The sequence below is a fragment of the Bacillus sp. YC2 genome (genome assembly GCF_019891195.1).
Lineage (GTDB): Bacteria > Bacillota > Bacilli > Bacillales > Bacillaceae > Bacillus.
Genome location: NZ_JAHXDO010000008.1, coordinates 80,276 through 98,228, shown reverse-complemented (window position 1 = coordinate 98,228; position 17,953 = coordinate 80,276). Strand labels below are relative to the sequence as shown.

Here is a 17,953-nt window from a genome sequence, read left to right as displayed (position 1 = left end):
TCATTCAAACTCCCCTTTGGTGTCTGCTCGTATTGAGTCATTCTTTTGTACCACCTATTAAACAATACTTTCGCCGCTTTGTCTAAAATTTTAAATGTTAAGTTGGTAAGATGTTCTGCCAGAAATGTTTCATTATTCTTCACTAAAGGGAATAATATACGCACATTGACCACGGACAGGAGGATTTTACATGGACGTATCCATTTCGAAATTCAAGCAGAAACCGGCATGCCGCAGTGAATATGATGCTTTACAAACGGTCATTTTATGCCGGCCTGAACATATGGCAATTAAAGATATTATTAATGAAACGCAAAAGTTTTTTGAACATGAGAATATCGACATCACTATCGCCAAAAAACAGCACAGCGATTTCGTCAGCATATTAAAAGCACATCATATTGAAGTCATCATGCTGCCTGAGAATCGCCAATTGCCGGAACAAGTATTCACTCGGGATATCGGATTTGTTTTAGGCGGAACCGCCTTTATTTCCAATATGGCCGCATCTGTCCGGCAGGGAGAAGAAAAGGCATTTCAAAAGCTGCTTGAAGACGAGAACATACCTTTTATCCGCATGGAAGAAGCGAATATTGAAGGCGGCGACGTCATGATCGCAGGTGATACCGTTTACGTCGGTCTGAGCAATCGGACAGAACAAGCGGCTGTTGCGGAGCTCGAAAACGCGCTGCCGGAATACACCGTTGTGCCGATCCCATTGCAAGAGGATTTTTTGCATTTGGACTGTGTGTTTAATATTATATCGGACACTGAAGCGCTATACTGCCGTAAAGGCTTGCGGCAGAAAGAAATTGACCTTCTTGCCAAACGTTTTGAACTGATTGAAATACCTGAAAAAGAACATTTTACGCTCGGCCCGAATGTGCTTTCGATCGGTCATAAAACGATCATCAGCCTGCCGCAGCATCGCCATACGAATAGCGAGCTGAAGAAAAGAGGCTATCGCGTCATTGAAACCGATCTTTCCGAAATTATTAAATCCGGGGGTTCTTTCCGTTGCTGCACCTTGCCGATTGTCAGGAGATCATAAACATTTTAAAAGGCGGATTCCCCTAAGATGCGGTAATATAGAGAAGACATTACTTTAGAGGGGGAAACCGAATGGCTAAGTACATAGGATACGCAGGAACATATACAAAAGGCGGAAGTGAAGGCATTTATTGTTTTGAACTCGATACAGAAGCAAAACGGCTCAGCCGGCCGAAGCTGGCCGCAAAGCTCGGCAACCCGACTTATGTTACACCGAATTCAGATAACAGCATGCTTTATTCCATTGAAAAAACAGACGGAAAAGGCGGCGTCGCTGCCTATCAGATCAATGGCACAAGCGGGGAATTAACATTTGTGAACCATCAGCTGATTGACGGGCCTTCTCCGTGCCATGTCAGCGTCGATGATAAACATGAATTTGTCTTAACCGCTAATTATCACAGCGGAAAAGTTCACGCCTTTCCGGTCGGTCAAGACGGCAGTCTTCAGGCAGCTGCTGCTGAAGCCGCTCATACGGGGGCAGGCCCTCATGACAGACAGGAAAAACCGCATACGCATTTCGCAGGCTTTACGCCTGAGCACAATTACATCGCGGCCGTTGATTTAGGAACGGATAAACTGTACACGTACCAATTGAAAGAAGGCGTCCTGCAAGAAGTGAAAAGCCATTCATTTGCGCCTGGTTCAGGACCGCGCCACATTGTTTTCCATCCGGCTGAAAAATACGCCTATGTGATGACTGAAATCAGCAATGAAGTCATCGCTCTTGAATATAACCCGACATTGGGCGAATTCAGAGAGCTTCAAGTCATTTCCGCTTTACCGGAGGGCTTTACTGACAAATCCCAAGGAAGTGCGATTCGAATCTCAAAAGACGGCCGATTTCTTTATGCCGCTAACCGCGGACACGACAGCATTGCCATCTTTAAGATCAACCAATATTCCGGTGAATTATCACTTGTTGAATGGGTGTCAACAGAAGGAAACTGGCCGCGGGATTTCGCGCTTGATCCATCTGAAGCATTCGTCGTTGCCTCAAATGAGGAGACGGGAAACCTCGTCCTGTTTGAACGTGATCAAGAAACAGGCAGACTGACATTGCTGCAATCTGACGTATCTGTTCCGTATCCGGTCTGCGTTTCATTTTTGCATCAATCCTAATCAAAAAGAAAGCTGGCTTATCAGTCAGCTTCAGATTAAAGAGAAAGTGGGGGTTTTAAAGACGTATGTCAAAGAAACCCTCCTATTTTTAATTTCTTTCGTTCTGAGACACAAAATATGGTGTTTCTGCATGTGGAATCAAACCAGTATATTGTATGATTAAAATTTCAAAAAGGCTGTCGAGGTTTTCTCGACAGCCTGAAGCTGGCTTATCAGTCAGCTTTCTTTTTTGTATAAGTGACAGGCTACAAACCGCCCTGCCTTTACTTCTTCAAGTTCAGGCGCGGCTTTGGCGCACACATCCATCGCTTCAGGGCATCTCGTCCTGAAGACGCAGCCGCCGGGCGGATTGACCGGGCTTGGCAGCTCCCCCTTTAAAATAATCCGTTCACGCTTGTCCTCCAGCTCAGGGTCAGGAATCGGTATCGAAGATAAAAGCGCCTTTGTATAAGGATGAAGCGGTTCGCGATAAAGCGCGCCGCTTTCCGTAATTTCCATCATGCGCCCTAAATACATGACACCGATGCGATCGCTGATATGCTTGACCATCGATAAATCGTGGGCGATAAACAAAAAAGTCAGTCCTTTTTCCTTCTGCAGCTTCTTGAGCAGATTGACGACCTGGGCCTGCACAGACACATCAAGGGCTGAAATCGGTTCATCCGCTACAATAAACTCAGGGTGCAAAGAGAGCGCTCTGGCAATGCCGATCCTCTGCCTCTGGCCTCCGCTGAATTCATGCGGATAGCGGCTGCCGAAGTCGGGATGAAGACCTACCGCTTCAAGCAGCTCATCCGCTACCATCAGGCGGGCTTTTCGCGTATTGTACAGCTTGTGGATGTCCATCGGCTCCATAATGATTTCTCGCACCGTCAGACGCGGATTCAAGGAAGCGTAGGGATCCTGGAAAATCATCTGGAGCTTACGAAAGAAACCGGCCCGCTTTTCAGCGCTTATATTGTGAATGTCCGTTCCTTCATATGATACTGATCCGGCCGTCGGCTGATACAGGCGGAGGATGACTCTGCCGAGCGTCGATTTCCCGCAGCCAGACTCTCCGACAAGGCCGAACGTCTCCCCTTTTTGAATGTGAAAGCTCACACCGTCTACCGCTTTAACCGTTTGCTTTCTGCCCGCGTCAAAATGCATTTTAAGCCCGCTGACTTCAAGGAGCGGAGAAGCCGTCATTTCCTTTCCCCCTTCCCGCTGAAACAGCGGCGTATTATACATAATTCTTGTTCATAGATCGTTCCTTCTAGCGTGAGCACTTCAATTGTTTGACCCGTTTTCGGCGAGTGCAGCATCCGCCCGCCGCCTATCGCCAAACCCACGTGGTGAACGGCGCCTTTTCCTTTTTCATAAGCAAAAAACAAAAGGTCGCCCGGCTGCATTTCGCTTACCGGCACGCCGATCCCGGCCTGTGCCTGGTCTGCGGCATCACGGGGCAGCGCATAGCCGTTTGCTTTAAAAATCGAAAACATAAATCCCGAGCAATCATAACCGAATCCGCTCAGACCGCCCCATAAATAAGGAAGACCGAGAAACGCCATTCCCGTTTCGATGATGTCATGCGCACTTCCCTGCGTGTGCCGCAGCACCCCGGCATCTGTTTCTTTCAGAAATCGTTCCCCGAACGGAGTCAGCACCCTGATCCATCCATCCTGCTGACCTGCGGCAGGCAGACGCGTTAAGAAACTCATTTCCGATTCCCGCTCGCCGTTTTTGTTATATAAAAAAGCTGTCGGCTTAGTGATCCATACGGTATGAGGAGATGTACCAAAGCTGCTTTTAGAAAGCTGGCATGTTTTCACCCACCCCGGATAGCCGCGCGCATCTTTTTTCGAAGGCTGGCCCGGAATGACGACAAAAGCCCAATCTCCCTCCTCCTTGAGCACGATGACTTCTTCACCGAAGAGCACCTGTGTTTGGACAAGATTGTCCGTGCATAATTGAAGCCGCTCCTCATATCCCATGTGCGCCAGCCATTTTCTGATGTTCACCGGATTTCTAAGCATCGGCGCTTCAGCCGGTCGCGGAGAAGACGGCGACGTCCATATATTGGCTACAGTAACTGTAACGACCGCTTTCATCTCTCCGCCTCCTCTGCCGACAAGACACCGGTAATGCCGAGCCCCGGGTCGTCAGGAATGGTAATCTGACTGCCGCTGTATGATATGCCGCCTTGGATGATATCTGTTTTCAGCATTAGCGGCGCATCAAAATCAAATCTTGTCACGTTTCGTTTGCTTGCCGCAAAGTGGGCTGCCGCGGTAATGCCGAGTTTCGTCTCAATCATGCTGCCGACCATACATTCCACCCCGCACGTTTCCGCCATCGCATTGATAGTCTCTGCCCGCTTGATTCCTCCTGCTTTCATCAGCTTAATATTGATCATGTCGGCGCTTCTGGTTTGCAGCACGCGGAATGCCTGCTGCGGGGAAAAGACGCTTTCATCAGCCATGATCGGTGTCTCGGTCGCATCGGTGACCTGCTTCAGGCCGGCGAGATCATCTTTATGGACGGGCTGCTCGACTAGCTCGATCTCAAGTCCGGCATCCTCCATTTTGCCAATGGCGGTCACTGCCTTTTTCGGCGTCCAGCCCTGATTGGCATCCAGCCTCAGCTTCACGTTTGCGCCGACGCGCGCTCTGATCGCCCGAATCCGTTCAATATCATCGGCTATCTCATCTTTGCCCACTTTTATTTTCAACGTATGAAATCCCTCTTTCAGATAACCGGCCGCGTCTTCGGCCATCTCCTCAGGAGAATTGACGCTGACGGTAAAGTCTGTTTCGAAGGTGTTGCGATAACCGCCGAGCAGCTGGTAAAGCGGGACTCCGTTCATTTGCGCCCAGCCGTCATAAACAGCCATATCAATCGCCGCCTTTGCGCTCTCATTTCTCTCTAAAAGACGGCTGATGTCATAAAAAATCGTTTCCGGGCTATGAAGGCTTCGCCCCAGCAAAACGGGCTTCAGAACGTCATGAATGGCGCTTTCGATGCCAGCCATGCTGTCGCCTGTAATGACAACAGTCGGGGGCGCCTCCCCCCAGCCGGCCAGGCCGTTGTCATATGTGATCTTCACAATGACCGATTCAGCTTTGTATACCGTCCGTAAAGCGGTTTTAAACGGTTTTTTCAGAGGCACGGAGATTCGGCTTGTATGAATACCAGTTATTCTCACTTTTGGTCACTCCTTTAAGAAACTCCCGGTTCAATCGTTACCGTTTTTGCAGCTGTATCCATAACTGCGCGCGCACCGATCGGAACGGCAAAGCTCGGTGAACAGTGGCCGATTTTAAAGCCCTTGAGCGCGGGTTTTCCTGATTTGACAATATAATCTTCCAACACCTGCTCTAAAGTGAGCGACTTTTCTTTTTTCTCGGGCTCACATTGATGAAAATCACAGACGAGTATTCCCGCGGCATCTGACAGCTTGCCGGCCATTTTTAATTGATTCAGCATTCTGTCGATTTGATACGGCTCCTCATCAATATCTTCTATAAACAGCAATTTGCCTTTCGTGTCAATTTCAAAGGGCGTGCCGAGTGTTGAAGTGATGAGTGACAGATTGCCTCCCGCAAGCTCTCCTTCGGCTCTTCCGTCTGACAGCGCCGAAAGCGGGGATATGTCTTCTGTATAGGTGAATTCCGTTTCTGAGAAGAGCTGCTGATACGATGCTTTCGTAAGGGGGTGCACATCGTCAAGACCGATATCTGAGCTCAGCATCGGGCCGTGAAAAGTGACGAGCCCCGTATTTTGATGAATGGCTGTATGTAAAAACGTGATATCGCTGTATCCCCAAAAAATCTTCGGATTGCTGCGGATTAAGCCGTAATCGATATCAGCGGCGATGCGGCCTGTGCCAAACCCTCCGCACGCGCATAAAACCGCTTTAACATCCTTATCAGCGAACATATCATGCAAATCATCCAGCCGCACGCGGTCCTCTCCCGCCAAATAGCCATGCCGGTTCTTCAGCGCCCGGCCGAGTTTCACTTGAAGGCCAAGCTCCGTTTCTAAAAAAAGCAGCGCCGTTTTTAACGCTTCACTGTCAGGCGGGCTTGCGGGTGCAATCACACCGACCGTATCACCTTTTTGCAGAGCCTTCGGTTTATGTTTCATGGCTTCCCCATTCTCCTTTCCTTCCCTTTCGAGAAAGTGAAAAATACCGCTCCTTTGCCGGCAAAAGAGCAGTATGGTTTCACTTTAACATCAGGACTTTTCCGCCCATTTTAAATCAATGTAGCCGACGGGATGGCGGACAATACCCTTCACGTTTTCGTTCTGCAAATGAATCTGGTTGTAAAAATAAATCGGAATAATAGGCGCTTCATTGATCAGCAGCTTTTCTGCCTTATGCATAAGCGCAAATCGTTTTTTCGCATCGGCTTCATGCTGTGCCTGTTTAATATAGCTGTCGTAAGCAGTGCTTCCCCAGCCTGTGCGGTTCATTGAATTTCCTGTCTGGAATGCTTCGAGAAAGCTGATCGGATCTGCGTAATCAGGTAAAAATGAGCTTTGTGAAAATTGAAATTTCAGCCCTTTCTGCTCCTCTAAAAAGACATTCCATTCCATATTGGCAAGCTTGACGTCAACGCCGAGCACGCCTTTCAGCTTTTGCTGAATCGCTTCCGCTATTTTCTTATGCTCCGGTTTTGTGCTGTATGTCAGTGAAACGGCCGGCAGCTTGTCATAATGCTCTTCTGCCATGCCCTTTTCCAAAAGTTTCTTTGCCTCTGCTTCATTTGCGGTTAATAAGCTGCCGCCCGCTTCGCGGAAATCTTTGCCGTCAGGCTGTGTAAATCCCGGAGATACAAAGGCATGGGCCGGCTTTTCGCCGTTTTTGGTCACATAGTCTGTGATTTCTTTTTGATCGATGGCCATCGCAAACGCTTTTCTGATCTTTTCATTTTGAAACGGTTCCATTTTCACATTAAAACGGTAAAAATACAGGCCGGCCTGATCCCACGTATGAACATTTTTCTGGCCCATCAGCTGCTCGCTCAGCTCGGCCGGAACATATGACGTATCTAAATCTCCTGACTGGAACATCTGATAGTCTGTATTGCGGTCACTGACCATCGCCCACGTGATTTTATCAAGCTTGACAGTCTTTTTATCCCAGTACGAATCGTTTTTTTCCATTGTGATACTGTCGTCATGCTTCCATTCGGTCAATTTAAACGGCCCGTTCCCGACAAAGCTCTTCGCTTCAGTGAACCATTTCGGATCAGCCTTGGCGACCTTTTCATTAATCGGAAAATACGCCGGATTTGAAACCACGCTCAGAAAATAGTCTTGCGGGGCTGCGAGCGTCACGACAAGCGTTTTCTGATCTTTTGCGGTGACTTTCACATCTTCTTTTTTGCCTTTTCCGCTGTTAAATTCTTCTCCGCCTTTTATCATGTAGCCGAGAAAAGCGGAGGATGCACCCGTTTTCGGATCCAGCATCCGTTTCCAGGCATACACGAAATCGCCGGCTGTGACCGGATCGCCGTTCGTCCATTTGGCGTCATCCCGTATCGTAAAGGTATACGTCAGCTTATCATCGGACACCTTCCAGCTTTTTGCCATGGCAGGTTCGGGTTTATTATCTTTTCCGAGCCTTGTCAATCCCTCCATGATGTTGTTCAGCGGCTGCCACGACACATTATTAAATCCGATCGGAGGATCGAATGAGGTCGGCTCATTTTCATTATTCAGCCTGAGCACGGTCTCACTCCCCTGCTCTTTCGCTTTCCCTCCGCCAGCTTCCGTTCCCGCCTGCTCATTGGCCGTACAGCCCATCAAGGCAAACGAAAGCGCAGCCGCAACTCCTATCGCCCATCTCTTTTTCATCTGAATCCTCCTTTTTCCTCTGCTGCTGTCAGTTGTTTTTGCACGCGCTGCTCTGCGCGTTCGTCCTGGAGCCAGCAATTTACCATGTGGCTTTTTGATTTAACGGTTGTTTCGGGATATACTTTCTCACAGACGATCATCCTGTCCGGACAGCGGGCCGCAAACGGACATCCCGCCGGCGGATCGAATAAATCAGGCGGCGTGCCGTCAATCGGCATAAGCTCAGCCCCCTCCATATCCAGCCGCGGCACAGAATGGAGCAGCCCTTTTGTGTACGGATGGTTCGGATGATAAAAGATATCATGCCTCGTGCCGATTTCCGCAATTTTCCCTCCATACATGACTGCTACCCTGTCAGCAACCTGGGCGACAACACCAAGATCATGTGTGATCAGAATAATAGATACGCCTGTTTTTCTTTGAATCTCCTTAAACAATTCCAGTATTTGTGCTTGAATCGTCACATCAAGGGCCGTTGTCGGTTCATCGGCAATCATAATCTCCGGCTCGCATATAAGAGCCATCGCGATGACAATCCGCTGCCGCATACCGCCGCTTAACTGGTGGGGGTATTGCTTGAGCCGCGCCTTCGAATCAGGAATGCCGACCAGTCCCAGCATGGAGAGCACCTCGGCTTCGGCTTGTTTTTTTGTCATGGCCCGATGTTCCAGAAGTGCTTCTGAAAGCTGATCTCCTACGGTTAAGGTGGGGTTCAGCGCCGTCATCGGATCTTGAAAGATCATCGAGATATCCCGCCCCCGTATCCCCCGCATTTCCCGTTCCGGCAATTTGCAAAGGTCTTTCTGTTTAAACTGTATGCTTCCGGATTCAATCCTTGCTGAATGTTTTGGAAGAAGGCCCATCACTGTTTGTGATGTCACACTTTTTCCGCAGCCTGATTCGCCGACGATCGCAAACGTTTCGCCTTTATACAAATCAAAGCTGACGCCTCTTACAGCCTTAACAGTGCCTCCGTACGTTGAAAAAGTAACATGCAGGTCTTGAACTGAAAGGACTTTATGTGCCATACTGCTACCTCCTCAGCTTGGGATCTAACGCGTCCTGCAGGCCGTCGCCAAGCACATTAAAAGCGTACATTGTCAAAGAGATGAAAAAGGCCGGAAAAAACAGCCGCCACCAATGGCCTGATAAAATTGTCAGCAAGCCGTCATTTGCCATCACACCCCAGCTGGCGAACGGCGCCTGAATGCCAAGTCCGAGAAAACTTAAAAATGATTCCGCAAAAATCGCCGCCGGAACAGTGAGCGTCATCTGCACGATAATGGCCCCCATCGTATTCGGCAAAAGATTTTTCTTAATAATCCGAAATGTTTTTGCGCCGAAGGTTTTTGAGGCGAGGACATGCTCATCATGCTTCATCTTAAGCACCTGCCCCCTGACGATCCGCGCCATGCCGACCCATCCTGTGACGGTTAAAGCCACGATGATCGAACTAAGGCCGGGGCCCATCAGCACCATCAGCAGAATCACAACGAGCAGATACGGCAGGCCGTAGAGGACCTCAATAATTCGCATCATGACGCTGTCTGTGCTGCCACCCTTGTAGCCGGCGATGCCTCCGTAAATGACGCCTATCAAAAAATCAATCAGCGCCGCCATCACACCTACAAATAAAGAAATCCGCGCCCCGTACCATGTTCTTGTAAACACGTCCCGGCCAAGCTCGTCAGTTCCGAACCAGTGAGACGAAGACGGCGGGAGATTTTGCTCAGCGAGCGTTTGGCGGGTTACGCTGTGCGGTGAAATCAGCGGGCCGAAAATCGCCATTATAAACAGAAACAGCAGAATAAAAAGCCCGGCCATCGCCAATTTATTTTTTTTGAGCCGCCGCCACGCATCCTGAGTGTATGACAGACTCGGACGTTTGACGGACTCAGCCTCGCCATTTTTTTCACCGGCCGGCTGAAACCATTCATCAGGCACTTCTGCGCGCTTCCCTGCTTCTGCGGAGAGATTCATAGCGTTCACCCTTTCTTATGAAGTTTTATGCGCGGATCTAACAGACCGTATGCCAAATCTACTAGAAACAGCATGACAATCAGAATTAAACTGTAAAAAACGGTCGTTCCCATAATGACGGGATAGTCCCGCTGATTAATGCTTTCCACGAAGTATTTTCCCATTCCGGGGATGGCAAAGATTTTTTCTATGACGAAACTCCCCGTTAATATACTGGCAACCAGCGTGCCGAGCACGGTGATCACGGGCATGAGCGCGTTTTTCAATGCATGTTTTAAAATAATTTTCATAGGAGAAAGCCCTTTTGCCTTGGCGGTGCGGATATAATCCTGGGTAAGCACCTCTGCCATGCTTGACCTTGTCAGCCTCGCGATAATCGCCGTCGGGCCGACCGCAAGCGCCGCGGTCGGCAGCACCATATGAATCGGACTCGTCCAGGTAGCCGCGGGAAACCATTTCAGATTGACGGCAAATTGCTGGATTAACAGCGTTGCCATAATAAAGTTGGGAATGGAAATCCCGAGAACCGCCAGGCTCATCGCCGCATAGTCGAGAAAGCCGTTTCGCCGGAGGGCGGCGGTAATGCCGAGCGCGAGCCCCGAAATAACGGCAATGACAATCGCTGTCATGCCGAGCTCAAAGGAAACGGGAAATCCGCGTTCGAGCATATCGTTTACACTGTCTGACGGTTTTTTGATAGATGGACCGAAATCAAATGTGAGAATGGATTTTAGATAGATGGTGTATTGGATAATGAGAGGTTCGTTCAGATGGTAGTAGGATTCGAGATTTCGCTGAACCGCTTCGTTTGTGCCGCGCTCTTCGTTAAAAGGCGAGCCGGGTATCACCTTCATCATGACAAATGTCAAGGTGGTGATGACCAAAACGGTCATGGCCATTGCTATAAAACGTTTAATGATATACCGTACCAAAGCCGTTCACCCCTTTAACAGAATGATGTTCTCATAGCGAGTTCTGTCATGACCAGCATGGCCTGATAGGCTTCCGGCATATCTTTTGCCTGAAATTGAACGGTTGTGGTGCCCGGAACGATTTCAGCCCCCGGCATCAAATTCGCCCATTCTGCCTGTCCATAGTTGGCAAACTCAATGCCTAAAACGGGTCTGTCCGGCGGCGTAAGCGGTTTGATCTTATCTTTATTTTTCAGCGCAAAGGCTGTTTTCTCCGCCAGAAGCTGGCCGGCTTTTACAGGTGACAGGCATTTTACCGCTGTTCTTGAGATCGATTGTTTCACGGCGGCCGTCGTTACATTCGGGATCAAATCCTCCGCTTCTTTTGCAGCGCGGTCATCGCCGGCAACCATAATCACCGGCACATCGAAAAATCCGGCGAGATAGGCATTCAGTCCCAGTTCACCGACCGCCGTATCGTTTATGTAAAAGTGACGCACGCCGAAAATCATACTGTGGGACATGACCCCCGGGGTCGAGGCTCTTGCATGATAGCCGATAAATACCGCACCCGTATATGATTCATCAAGCCCCTGCATCATCGAAAACGGCTTCACGTCCCCTGTAATTAATTCAGCTTCGGGGTGAAGCTTTTCGGCGAGCAAATTATTCATTTTTGAATGGCTGTCGTTAACGAGCACTTCCGTACAGCCGTTATTGAACGCTGCTGTGATGCAATAGTTTGCTTCCTCCGTCATGATGGCACGGCCGCGCTCATAGTTGTGCATCCGGGAATTGACAAACGTTTCGTCCGGCAGGCCGGAAATCCCTTCCATGTCTACAGATACATACAGTTTCATATAATGCCTCCTTTTTTATCTAAAATTCCGTTATTAAATTATGAATATTCTTACAAATTATATTAAAAAAGAACGAAACATGCAATATCAGCAGTAGATTATCGTTCACAATTGACAAAAAGAATCCCGCATAGGGTCACATGCGGGATTTGACATTTTCTGAAAGCTTCCGGTATTTATCCAGTGTTCTCTCAAAAACCTCATCAAACATGGCAGGGGCGGCGGATCGGATGACATCGGCTCCTTCTCCTGTTATGCCTCCTTTTGTCGCCACGCGCGTTAACGTTTCCTGAAATGTGATTTTCTTTTCCAGCAAAAGCTTTCCGGTGCCGTACAGCGAGTGAACGAGAAATTCAAAAGCTTCCTCTTTTGATAAATGGCTGTTTTTAACGGCTGACAGCGCGAATTCCTCAAATAAGGCGGCGATCAACCCCGGTGCTGAACTTGTTAAATTACTGGCGGCATCCAGATTGTCCTCTTCAATTTCTCTTACCGTTCCAAAGGCTGACAATCGCTCATTCAAACGGTTTTTTTGGGTCGAAGATACCGTTCCGCCATGAACGATCAGCGACACGCCGGCTTTTACTTCTGACGTCAATGCGGGAATATACCGGCTGACGGCTGTGTCTGATCCTGCCTCAAGCGCCTGCAGGGGCACGCCGGCCGCAATGGAGACAACATGCGTGTCGCTATGTATGAATGAATCCAAGCGCTGCTTCGTTTCCAGCACATACAGCGGAGGCACGCATATGAAAATCAGACTGCACGTTTCAGCCCATACCTCAAGGGAGTCAACCTGTACCGAAGGATATTCAGAAAGCAGCGCCTGCAGACGCTCCCCTCTTGTTCTCGTATCAATAAAAAGATCATGCTCCGTAATCTGTTGATCTCTCAGCAAGCGGAGAGCGATCATTTCCGCCATACTGCCGTACCCTATCAAACCGATGCGGTCCATCTCATCATTCCTTTCTGTTCATAGCTTCCTTAAGCAGTGTACCCTTTTTAGTAAATCTCCGTACTTTTTCACAATTTCCCATAATCTTTTCATTATTATCCCACACTTTTTGTTTAAGATGGAGTCAGTCATAATCGGCAAATCATGCTATGATGAAATAGAGAAACGGAGTGAACATGATGGATAACTATCGTGATGAAAATCGGACAGACCAAAAAGAACAGGAAGTCCTTTTAGTGAAAGAAAATCCTGATCAGCACCCGCACCCCGCCAGATACACCTTACAGGATGAGGAGAAGAAAAAGCGCAGCTTCGGCTGGTTCAGACCGCTCCTCGGCGGGGTCATCGGCGGAGGGCTCGCCCTTGGAATTTATACATTTACACCGCTTGGCGATCATCAATCTCAAGATACAGCAAGTACGGCGCCGGCACAGGAAACATCTTCGGTAACCGCAAAGCAGACGTCTTCTGATTCCGGCAAAAACACATCGGCGTCAGACAGCTCGTCAAAAGATTCAGCAAAAATTTCGAATATGGTAGAAGACATCTCACCGGCAATCGTCGGCATTACAAATCTGCAAAAGCAGCAAAGCAGCTCTGATTCGCTGTTCGGCTTCGGATCAAGCTCTGACTCAAGCTCCGGCTCATCGGGTAATGATACAGAAACAGGGTCAGGCTCGGGCGTCATTTTCAAAAAAGCAAACGGAAAAGCGTATATCATTACGAACAACCATGTGGTTGAAGGCGCCTCTTCTCTTAAAGTGTCATTGTACGATGGCACAGGTGTAACAGCCAAGCTTGTCGGCAGAGACTCTTTAACGGACTTAGCCGTATTAGAAATCAGTGATAAACACGTGACAAAAGTCGCGAGCTTCGGAAACTCATCCGCTCTCAGAACGGGTGAATCGGTTATTGCCATCGGTGATCCGCTCGGAAAAGACCTTTCGCGCACCGTAACACAAGGAATTGTGAGCGGCTTAAACAGAACCGTTTCCATTTCTACGTCCGCCGGAGAGTCCAGCATTAATGTCATCCAAACCGACGCGGCCATCAATCCCGGCAACAGCGGCGGGCCGCTGTTGAATACAGACGGCAAAATCATCGGCATCAACAGCATGAAAATCAGTGAAGACGACGTAGAAGGCATCGGCTTTGCAATCCCAAGCAACGACGTAAAACCGATCGCCGAAGAGCTTCTCTCTAAAGGACAGGTGGAACGTCCCTATATCGGCGTCAGCATGATAGACTTGGAGCAAGTGCCGCAAAACTATCAGGAAGGCACGCTCGGCCTCTTCGGCAAACAACTGGATAAAGGCGTTTATATCCGTGAAGTGGCACAAGGCTCACCTGCCGCAAAAGCCGGTTTGAAGGCAGAAGACATCATCATCAGCTTAAAAGGCAAAGAAACTGACACAGGCAGCGAGCTTCGCAACATTCTTTACAAGGATACAAAGGTCGGCAGCACCGTTGAAGTGAAAATTCTCAGAAACGGCAAAGAAATGACGAAAAAAATCAAACTGAATCAAAAAGAAGAAACCTCTTCTTAACACAGACCCAAGGCCAGCAGCCTTGGGTTTTTTTATTCCAACTGAAATTTTCAGACTGTCTTTCCCGTATAACATCCTGAACGATGAAGGAGGGTATGTACTGAAGAAAAGTAAGGGTCTTGCGCTGGTATCTGCCGGCATCCTATTATTGCAGATCAGCCTTTACCTCCCCGGCAGGATATCGCTTGGGGAATGACAATGGGCGTCAGTATTTTATTTAACGTGACAGGGACTGTCCTGCTGATGCGTCACCTCAAAACACCGGCAAGCCGCAATTAAATGAACCGGGCATATGATGATCATTGGATGGTACGTCAAATCCATTTCTTCTATGTATTTCGATGAGACAGCTCACCTTTCTTTCAGCAAAAAATACCCCATCCGTAAACGGACAGGGCATTTGGATCACGACATATGCTGGTCGCGGTAGATGTTTTGTTTTTTAATGCCGTACGCTTTTTGAACGATATAAAGCGGGCGGTCTTTTGCTTCGTCATAAATTCTTCCGATATATTCACCGATCATTCCTAAAATCAGAAGGACAATGCCGCTGAATAACAGCTGTATCACAATCAGGGATGACCAACCTGTAATCGTGCTGTCTGTAAACAGTTTCATATATAAAACGATAAACATATAGAGAAAACCTGCGCCTGACATGAGCACTCCCGCATAGCTTGCAGCCTTGAGCGGTTTATGGGAAAACGTTGTAATGCCGTCCATTGAGAGCTTCAGCATCTTTTTAAGCGGGTATTTCGTTTCTCCCGCCAGCCTTTCGTCACGCTCGTATTCGACAGAGGTCTGCTTAAAGCCGACCCAGCTGACGAGGCCCCTGACAAAAGGGTTTTTCTCTTTTAATTTTTTCATTTCATCACAGACTTTTCTGTCCATCAGGCGAAAATCGCCGGTGTCGATCGGGATATCGATATCAGTCACGCTCCGCAGCAGCCGGTAAAACATAGCAGCTGTCTGTTTCTTGAAAAAGGTCTCGCCTTTTCGTTTTGTCCGAACGGCGTATACGACATCATAGCCATCCTTCCACTGTTCAATCATCTCCAGAATTAATTCGGGAGGATCCTGCAAATCGGCGTCAATGACGACGATTGCATTCCCCTCTGCGTAATCCATGCCTGCTGTAATTGCGATTTGGTGTCCGAAGTTTCTGGAAAAATCGATAATTTTTACTCTCGGATCAATGAGGCTTTGCTCTCTTAAAATCTCAATACTGCGGTCTTTGCTTCCATCGTTAACAAAGATTAATTCATATTGCTCTTTCGTTTGATCCATGACTTCTTTCAAACGCTGATAGGTTGTGCGAATGACGAGTTCTTCGTTATAAACCGGGACGACAATGGAATATTGAGTATGTCTGTTCATGTTTTTTCCTCCTATTCATCAGCATTTAGTTCGTATAATGCAGCTGACTGATTCATGCCGCCAGGTCCGCCGCCCATTCGGCCGTTTTTGCCTGAAGCCTTGCTGTTGCTTGATGTATCAGTTGAATCAGTATTTTTTGTCTTCTGATCAGAGCTTGATTGCCATTTATCTGAAGACACTTTCTTCCCGTTTTTCTGAACCCATTCAACAATATCGTTGTTTCCGCCTTTTCCCATTCCAGAAGCTAAGAAGTATTTCACTTTTCCTTCTTTTACAAGCTTTTTGAATTGAGTCAGCGTGATAGCCGGGTCAGAACCGCTGTATCCGCCAATAGCCATGACAGCTTTTTTCGTTTTAATAATATATGGCGCCGCTGAATTCGAGTCGGTTGTGGCGAATAGGTATTCCGCTCCGGAATTGTTCTTCTCTAAATATTTGATCAGTTTTTCATTTACAGTTGCATCAGACATTCCCATGCCTTTTCCGCTCATTGATGCGAGCTGAGGCCCTGTTTCAGGCAGTGAACTGTTGCCTCCGTACAGAAGCGGTGTACTTGCCCAATAAATCGGCATCACCAGCAATGCGAGAAGAGCTGCAAGTGATACATAATAACTGACCGGTTTTTGACGCTGTTTGAACAGCAGCAGAGCAATTGCAGACAACGCGCCGATAACACCTGCGCCAATGCTCCAGCCTGCACCGATTTGATCGTTGTAGTTTCTGAGAATAAACAATTCAAATCCAGTTGTCGCAATAATCGCTGCCGGGAGAAGCCATGATTTCCAGCCTGTCTGATTGCGGTACAGATGAACAAGGGCAACCCATCCCGCACCGACAAGAGCCGCAATCGGAGGTGCCAGCATAATGAGATAATAATGGTGGAAAAATTCTGCCACACTGAAGAATCCTGCAATTGGCACAAGCCACGCTACCCAGAAAACCGTTTCCTTCTGCTCTGCAGATAATCTTCTTCTTTCTCTCGCGCCTGCGATCAGTAAGCCTGCGATTCCAAATATCGCAAACGGCAGAAGCCAGCTGATTTGATCAGATAGTTCTGTTTGGAAGAGCCGCAGCGGACCAGGTGTTCCCGTTCCGAACATTCCTGAACCTGATTGCATTTTTGAGCCGGTTCCTGTACCGCCTTTGCCGCCGCCAGGTCCGCCTTGACCGCCATCTCCGCCGCTCGGAGGTCCGCCTTTGCCGCTATTTGGCGTTTCACCGCCGTTTGGCATTTCACCGTTGGATGGAGGTGCCGTCATATTGCCATTTGATGATTTGTCATTATGAGATGAACTGCTGCTTGATGACTGATTAGGCGGTGCTTGAGTTTGTAATGAACCTTTATCGGGAGAAGACATTTCTTTTGAAGCGTCTCCGTTCGGCCCGCCCTGGCCGCCGCCGGAATTTTGGCCTGTCAGCCGCTGAATTCCGTTATAGCCGAAAGCCAATTCCAAAACAGAGTTGGTTTGGCTGCTTCCGATATAAGGCCGCTTGCTTGCAGGGATATTGTCAACAATGAGCGGCCATGATAACGAAACAGCTGCTAATACGGCTAACGCACTTACCAACGAAATGATTTTTTTCTTCATTGCGGCGTTTGCCGCAATCATATAGAACAACAAGAAGGCCGGTAAGATCATATAAGCCTGAAGCATTTTTGTATTAAAACCTACGCCAACTACAAAAAATGCCGCCAACAGCCAGATCAGCTTTCCTTTTCTTATGGCTTTAAAGAGAAGCCACGTTGCCAGCAAGAGGAAAAATACGAGTAATGCATCGACATTGTTTGTCCGTGCTACAGCTACAGCAATCGGTGTACATGCCATAACAAATGAGGCAATGCGTGCCGCCGTTTTGCCGAACGTCGGCTTCATTAATAAGTACATAAGAAGTACTGATCCTACACCAGCCAATGCCTGAGGCAGGATGACGCTCCACCCGTGCATACCGAATATCAGTGCGCTAATCGTTTGGATTTGGTATGTAACGGGCGGTTTATCCACCGTGATAAATCCGGCTGCGTCAAATGAAGCGTAAAAGAAATTATGAAAGCTTTGAAGCATACTCGTTACTGCTGCGGTGTAATAAGGATTCACCGTATCGTCATTCCAGATGTTGTACAAATTCAAGAATGCAGAAGCGAGTAAAATGAGGATTAAGACTCCATCCATCTCGCGTTTTTTCATTTTCACCTTTGTTTTCACTCCTTTTGTCTAACTTTGATACAGTGTAACAACCAAATGTGAAAAAATTATTAATAAACAAAGACAATTATTTTGCCATTTACAAATAGGTAAAAAGAATGACAAA

Annotated in this window: 15 protein-coding genes; 3 read left to right on the top strand and 12 right to left on the bottom strand. The window is 48.1% G+C overall.

What is annotated here, in order from left to right; translation table 11 throughout:
• The first annotated feature begins 190 nt into the window (after positions 1-190).
• Both KY305_RS14005 and KY305_RS14000 read left to right on the top strand, forming a co-directional pair.
• A complete protein-coding gene (locus KY305_RS14005) occupies positions 191-1,051 on the top strand; it encodes a dimethylarginine dimethylaminohydrolase family protein (protein WP_223063057.1) in 861 nt (286 codons plus the stop codon).
• 71 nt (positions 1,052-1,122) lie between these two features.
• Complete coding sequence (locus KY305_RS14000) at positions 1,123-2,172, top strand: lactonase family protein (RefSeq protein ID WP_223063056.1); 1,050 nt, start codon at positions 1,123-1,125, stop codon at positions 2,170-2,172.
• Between the two features lie 216 nt (positions 2,173-2,388).
• On the opposite strand, the gene KY305_RS13995 is transcribed toward KY305_RS14000, so the two are convergent.
• The 10 genes from KY305_RS13995 to proG all read right to left on the bottom strand — a co-directional run bounded on the left by KY305_RS13995 (position 2,389) and on the right by proG (position 12,719).
• On the bottom strand, positions 2,389-3,360 hold the full coding sequence (locus tag KY305_RS13995) for an ABC transporter ATP-binding protein (RefSeq protein ID WP_223063055.1): 972 nt from the start codon (positions 3,358-3,360) through the stop codon (positions 2,389-2,391).
• The gene (locus KY305_RS13990) at positions 3,357-4,262 is read right to left on the bottom strand and encodes a C40 family peptidase (protein WP_223063054.1); all 906 of its coding nucleotides are present in this window, start codon (positions 4,260-4,262) and stop codon (positions 3,357-3,359) included. The genes KY305_RS13995 and KY305_RS13990 overlap by 4 nt, the downstream gene beginning before the upstream one ends.
• Positions 4,259-5,356, bottom strand: a complete 1,098-nt coding sequence (locus KY305_RS13985; protein ID WP_223063053.1) for a mandelate racemase/muconate lactonizing enzyme family protein — start codon at positions 5,354-5,356, stop codon at positions 4,259-4,261. The genes KY305_RS13990 and KY305_RS13985 overlap by 4 nt, the downstream gene beginning before the upstream one ends.
• A 14-nt stretch (positions 5,357-5,370) precedes the next feature.
• The gene (locus KY305_RS13980) at positions 5,371-6,297 is read right to left on the bottom strand and encodes a S66 peptidase family protein (RefSeq protein ID WP_223063052.1); all 927 of its coding nucleotides are present in this window, start codon (positions 6,295-6,297) and stop codon (positions 5,371-5,373) included.
• 90 nt (positions 6,298-6,387) lie between these two features.
• On the bottom strand, positions 6,388-8,013 hold the full coding sequence (locus tag KY305_RS13975; RefSeq protein WP_223063051.1) for a peptide ABC transporter substrate-binding protein: 1,626 nt from the start codon (positions 8,011-8,013) through the stop codon (positions 6,388-6,390).
• The gene (locus KY305_RS13970; protein ID WP_223063050.1) at positions 8,010-9,041 is read right to left on the bottom strand and encodes an ABC transporter ATP-binding protein; all 1,032 of its coding nucleotides are present in this window, start codon (positions 9,039-9,041) and stop codon (positions 8,010-8,012) included. Before KY305_RS13970 ends, KY305_RS13975 begins: the two co-directional genes overlap by 4 nt.
• Before the next feature lie 4 nt (positions 9,042-9,045).
• Positions 9,046-9,993 carry an ABC transporter permease gene (locus KY305_RS13965; RefSeq protein WP_223063049.1) on the bottom strand — a complete coding sequence of 316 codons (948 nt, stop codon included), beginning with the start codon at positions 9,991-9,993 and terminating at the stop codon, positions 9,046-9,048.
• Positions 9,994-9,998: 5 nt separating this feature from the next.
• Complete coding sequence (locus KY305_RS13960) at positions 9,999-10,925, bottom strand: ABC transporter permease (protein ID WP_223063048.1); 927 nt, start codon at positions 10,923-10,925, stop codon at positions 9,999-10,001.
• Between the two features lie 14 nt (positions 10,926-10,939).
• Positions 10,940-11,764, bottom strand: a complete 825-nt coding sequence (locus KY305_RS13955; RefSeq protein WP_223063047.1) for a M55 family metallopeptidase — start codon at positions 11,762-11,764, stop codon at positions 10,940-10,942.
• Between the two features lie 136 nt (positions 11,765-11,900).
• Positions 11,901-12,719 carry a pyrroline-5-carboxylate reductase ProG gene (gene proG, locus KY305_RS13950; protein ID WP_223063046.1) on the bottom strand — a complete coding sequence of 273 codons (819 nt, stop codon included), beginning with the start codon at positions 12,717-12,719 and terminating at the stop codon, positions 11,901-11,903.
• Positions 12,720-12,898: 179 nt separating this feature from the next.
• On the opposite strand from proG, the gene htrA reads away from it, so the two are divergent.
• Complete coding sequence (gene htrA, locus KY305_RS13945) at positions 12,899-14,266, top strand: serine protease HtrA (protein ID WP_223063115.1); 1,368 nt, start codon at positions 12,899-12,901, stop codon at positions 14,264-14,266.
• Positions 14,267-14,671: 405 nt separating this feature from the next.
• Here the strand turns inward: htrA and KY305_RS13940 are convergent, their stop codons facing one another.
• Both KY305_RS13940 and KY305_RS13935 read right to left on the bottom strand, forming a co-directional pair.
• Positions 14,672-15,643: a glycosyltransferase family 2 protein gene (locus tag KY305_RS13940; protein ID WP_223063045.1), complete on the bottom strand. Its 972-nt coding sequence runs from the start codon at positions 15,641-15,643 to the stop codon at positions 14,672-14,674.
• A gap of 11 nt (positions 15,644-15,654) precedes the next feature.
• Complete coding sequence (locus tag KY305_RS13935) at positions 15,655-17,835, bottom strand: ArnT family glycosyltransferase (RefSeq protein ID WP_223063044.1); 2,181 nt, start codon at positions 17,833-17,835, stop codon at positions 15,655-15,657.
• Between the last annotated feature and the right edge of the window lie 118 nt (positions 17,836-17,953).

What these genes read in the sequence shown, in the direction of transcription:
- KY305_RS14005 (WP_223063057.1), top strand. Translation starts at nt 191, where the DNA reads ATGGACGTATCCATTTCGAAATTCAAGCAGAAACCGGCATGCCGCAGT.
- KY305_RS14000 (WP_223063056.1), top strand. Translation starts at nt 1,123, where the DNA reads ATGGCTAAGTACATAGGATACGCAGGAACATATACAAAAGGCGGAAGT.
- KY305_RS13995 (WP_223063055.1), bottom strand. Translation starts at nt 3,360, where the DNA reads ATGACGGCTTCTCCGCTCCTTGAAGTCAGCGGGCTTAAAATGCATTTT.
- KY305_RS13990 (WP_223063054.1), bottom strand. Translation starts at nt 4,262, where the DNA reads ATGAAAGCGGTCGTTACAGTTACTGTAGCCAATATATGGACGTCGCCG.
- KY305_RS13980 (WP_223063052.1), bottom strand. Translation starts at nt 6,297, where the DNA reads ATGAAACATAAACCGAAGGCTCTGCAAAAAGGTGATACGGTCGGTGTG.
- KY305_RS13975 (WP_223063051.1), bottom strand. Translation starts at nt 8,013, where the DNA reads ATGAAAAAGAGATGGGCGATAGGAGTTGCGGCTGCGCTTTCGTTTGCC.
- KY305_RS13970 (WP_223063050.1), bottom strand. Translation starts at nt 9,041, where the DNA reads ATGGCACATAAAGTCCTTTCAGTTCAAGACCTGCATGTTACTTTTTCA.
- KY305_RS13965 (WP_223063049.1), bottom strand. Translation starts at nt 9,993, where the DNA reads ATGAATCTCTCCGCAGAAGCAGGGAAGCGCGCAGAAGTGCCTGATGAA.
- KY305_RS13955 (WP_223063047.1), bottom strand. Translation starts at nt 11,764, where the DNA reads ATGAAACTGTATGTATCTGTAGACATGGAAGGGATTTCCGGCCTGCCG.
- proG (WP_223063046.1), bottom strand. Translation starts at nt 12,719, where the DNA reads ATGGACCGCATCGGTTTGATAGGGTACGGCAGTATGGCGGAAATGATC.
- htrA (WP_223063115.1), top strand. Translation starts at nt 12,899, where the DNA reads ATGGATAACTATCGTGATGAAAATCGGACAGACCAAAAAGAACAGGAA.
- KY305_RS13940 (WP_223063045.1), bottom strand. Translation starts at nt 15,643, where the DNA reads ATGAACAGACATACTCAATATTCCATTGTCGTCCCGGTTTATAACGAA.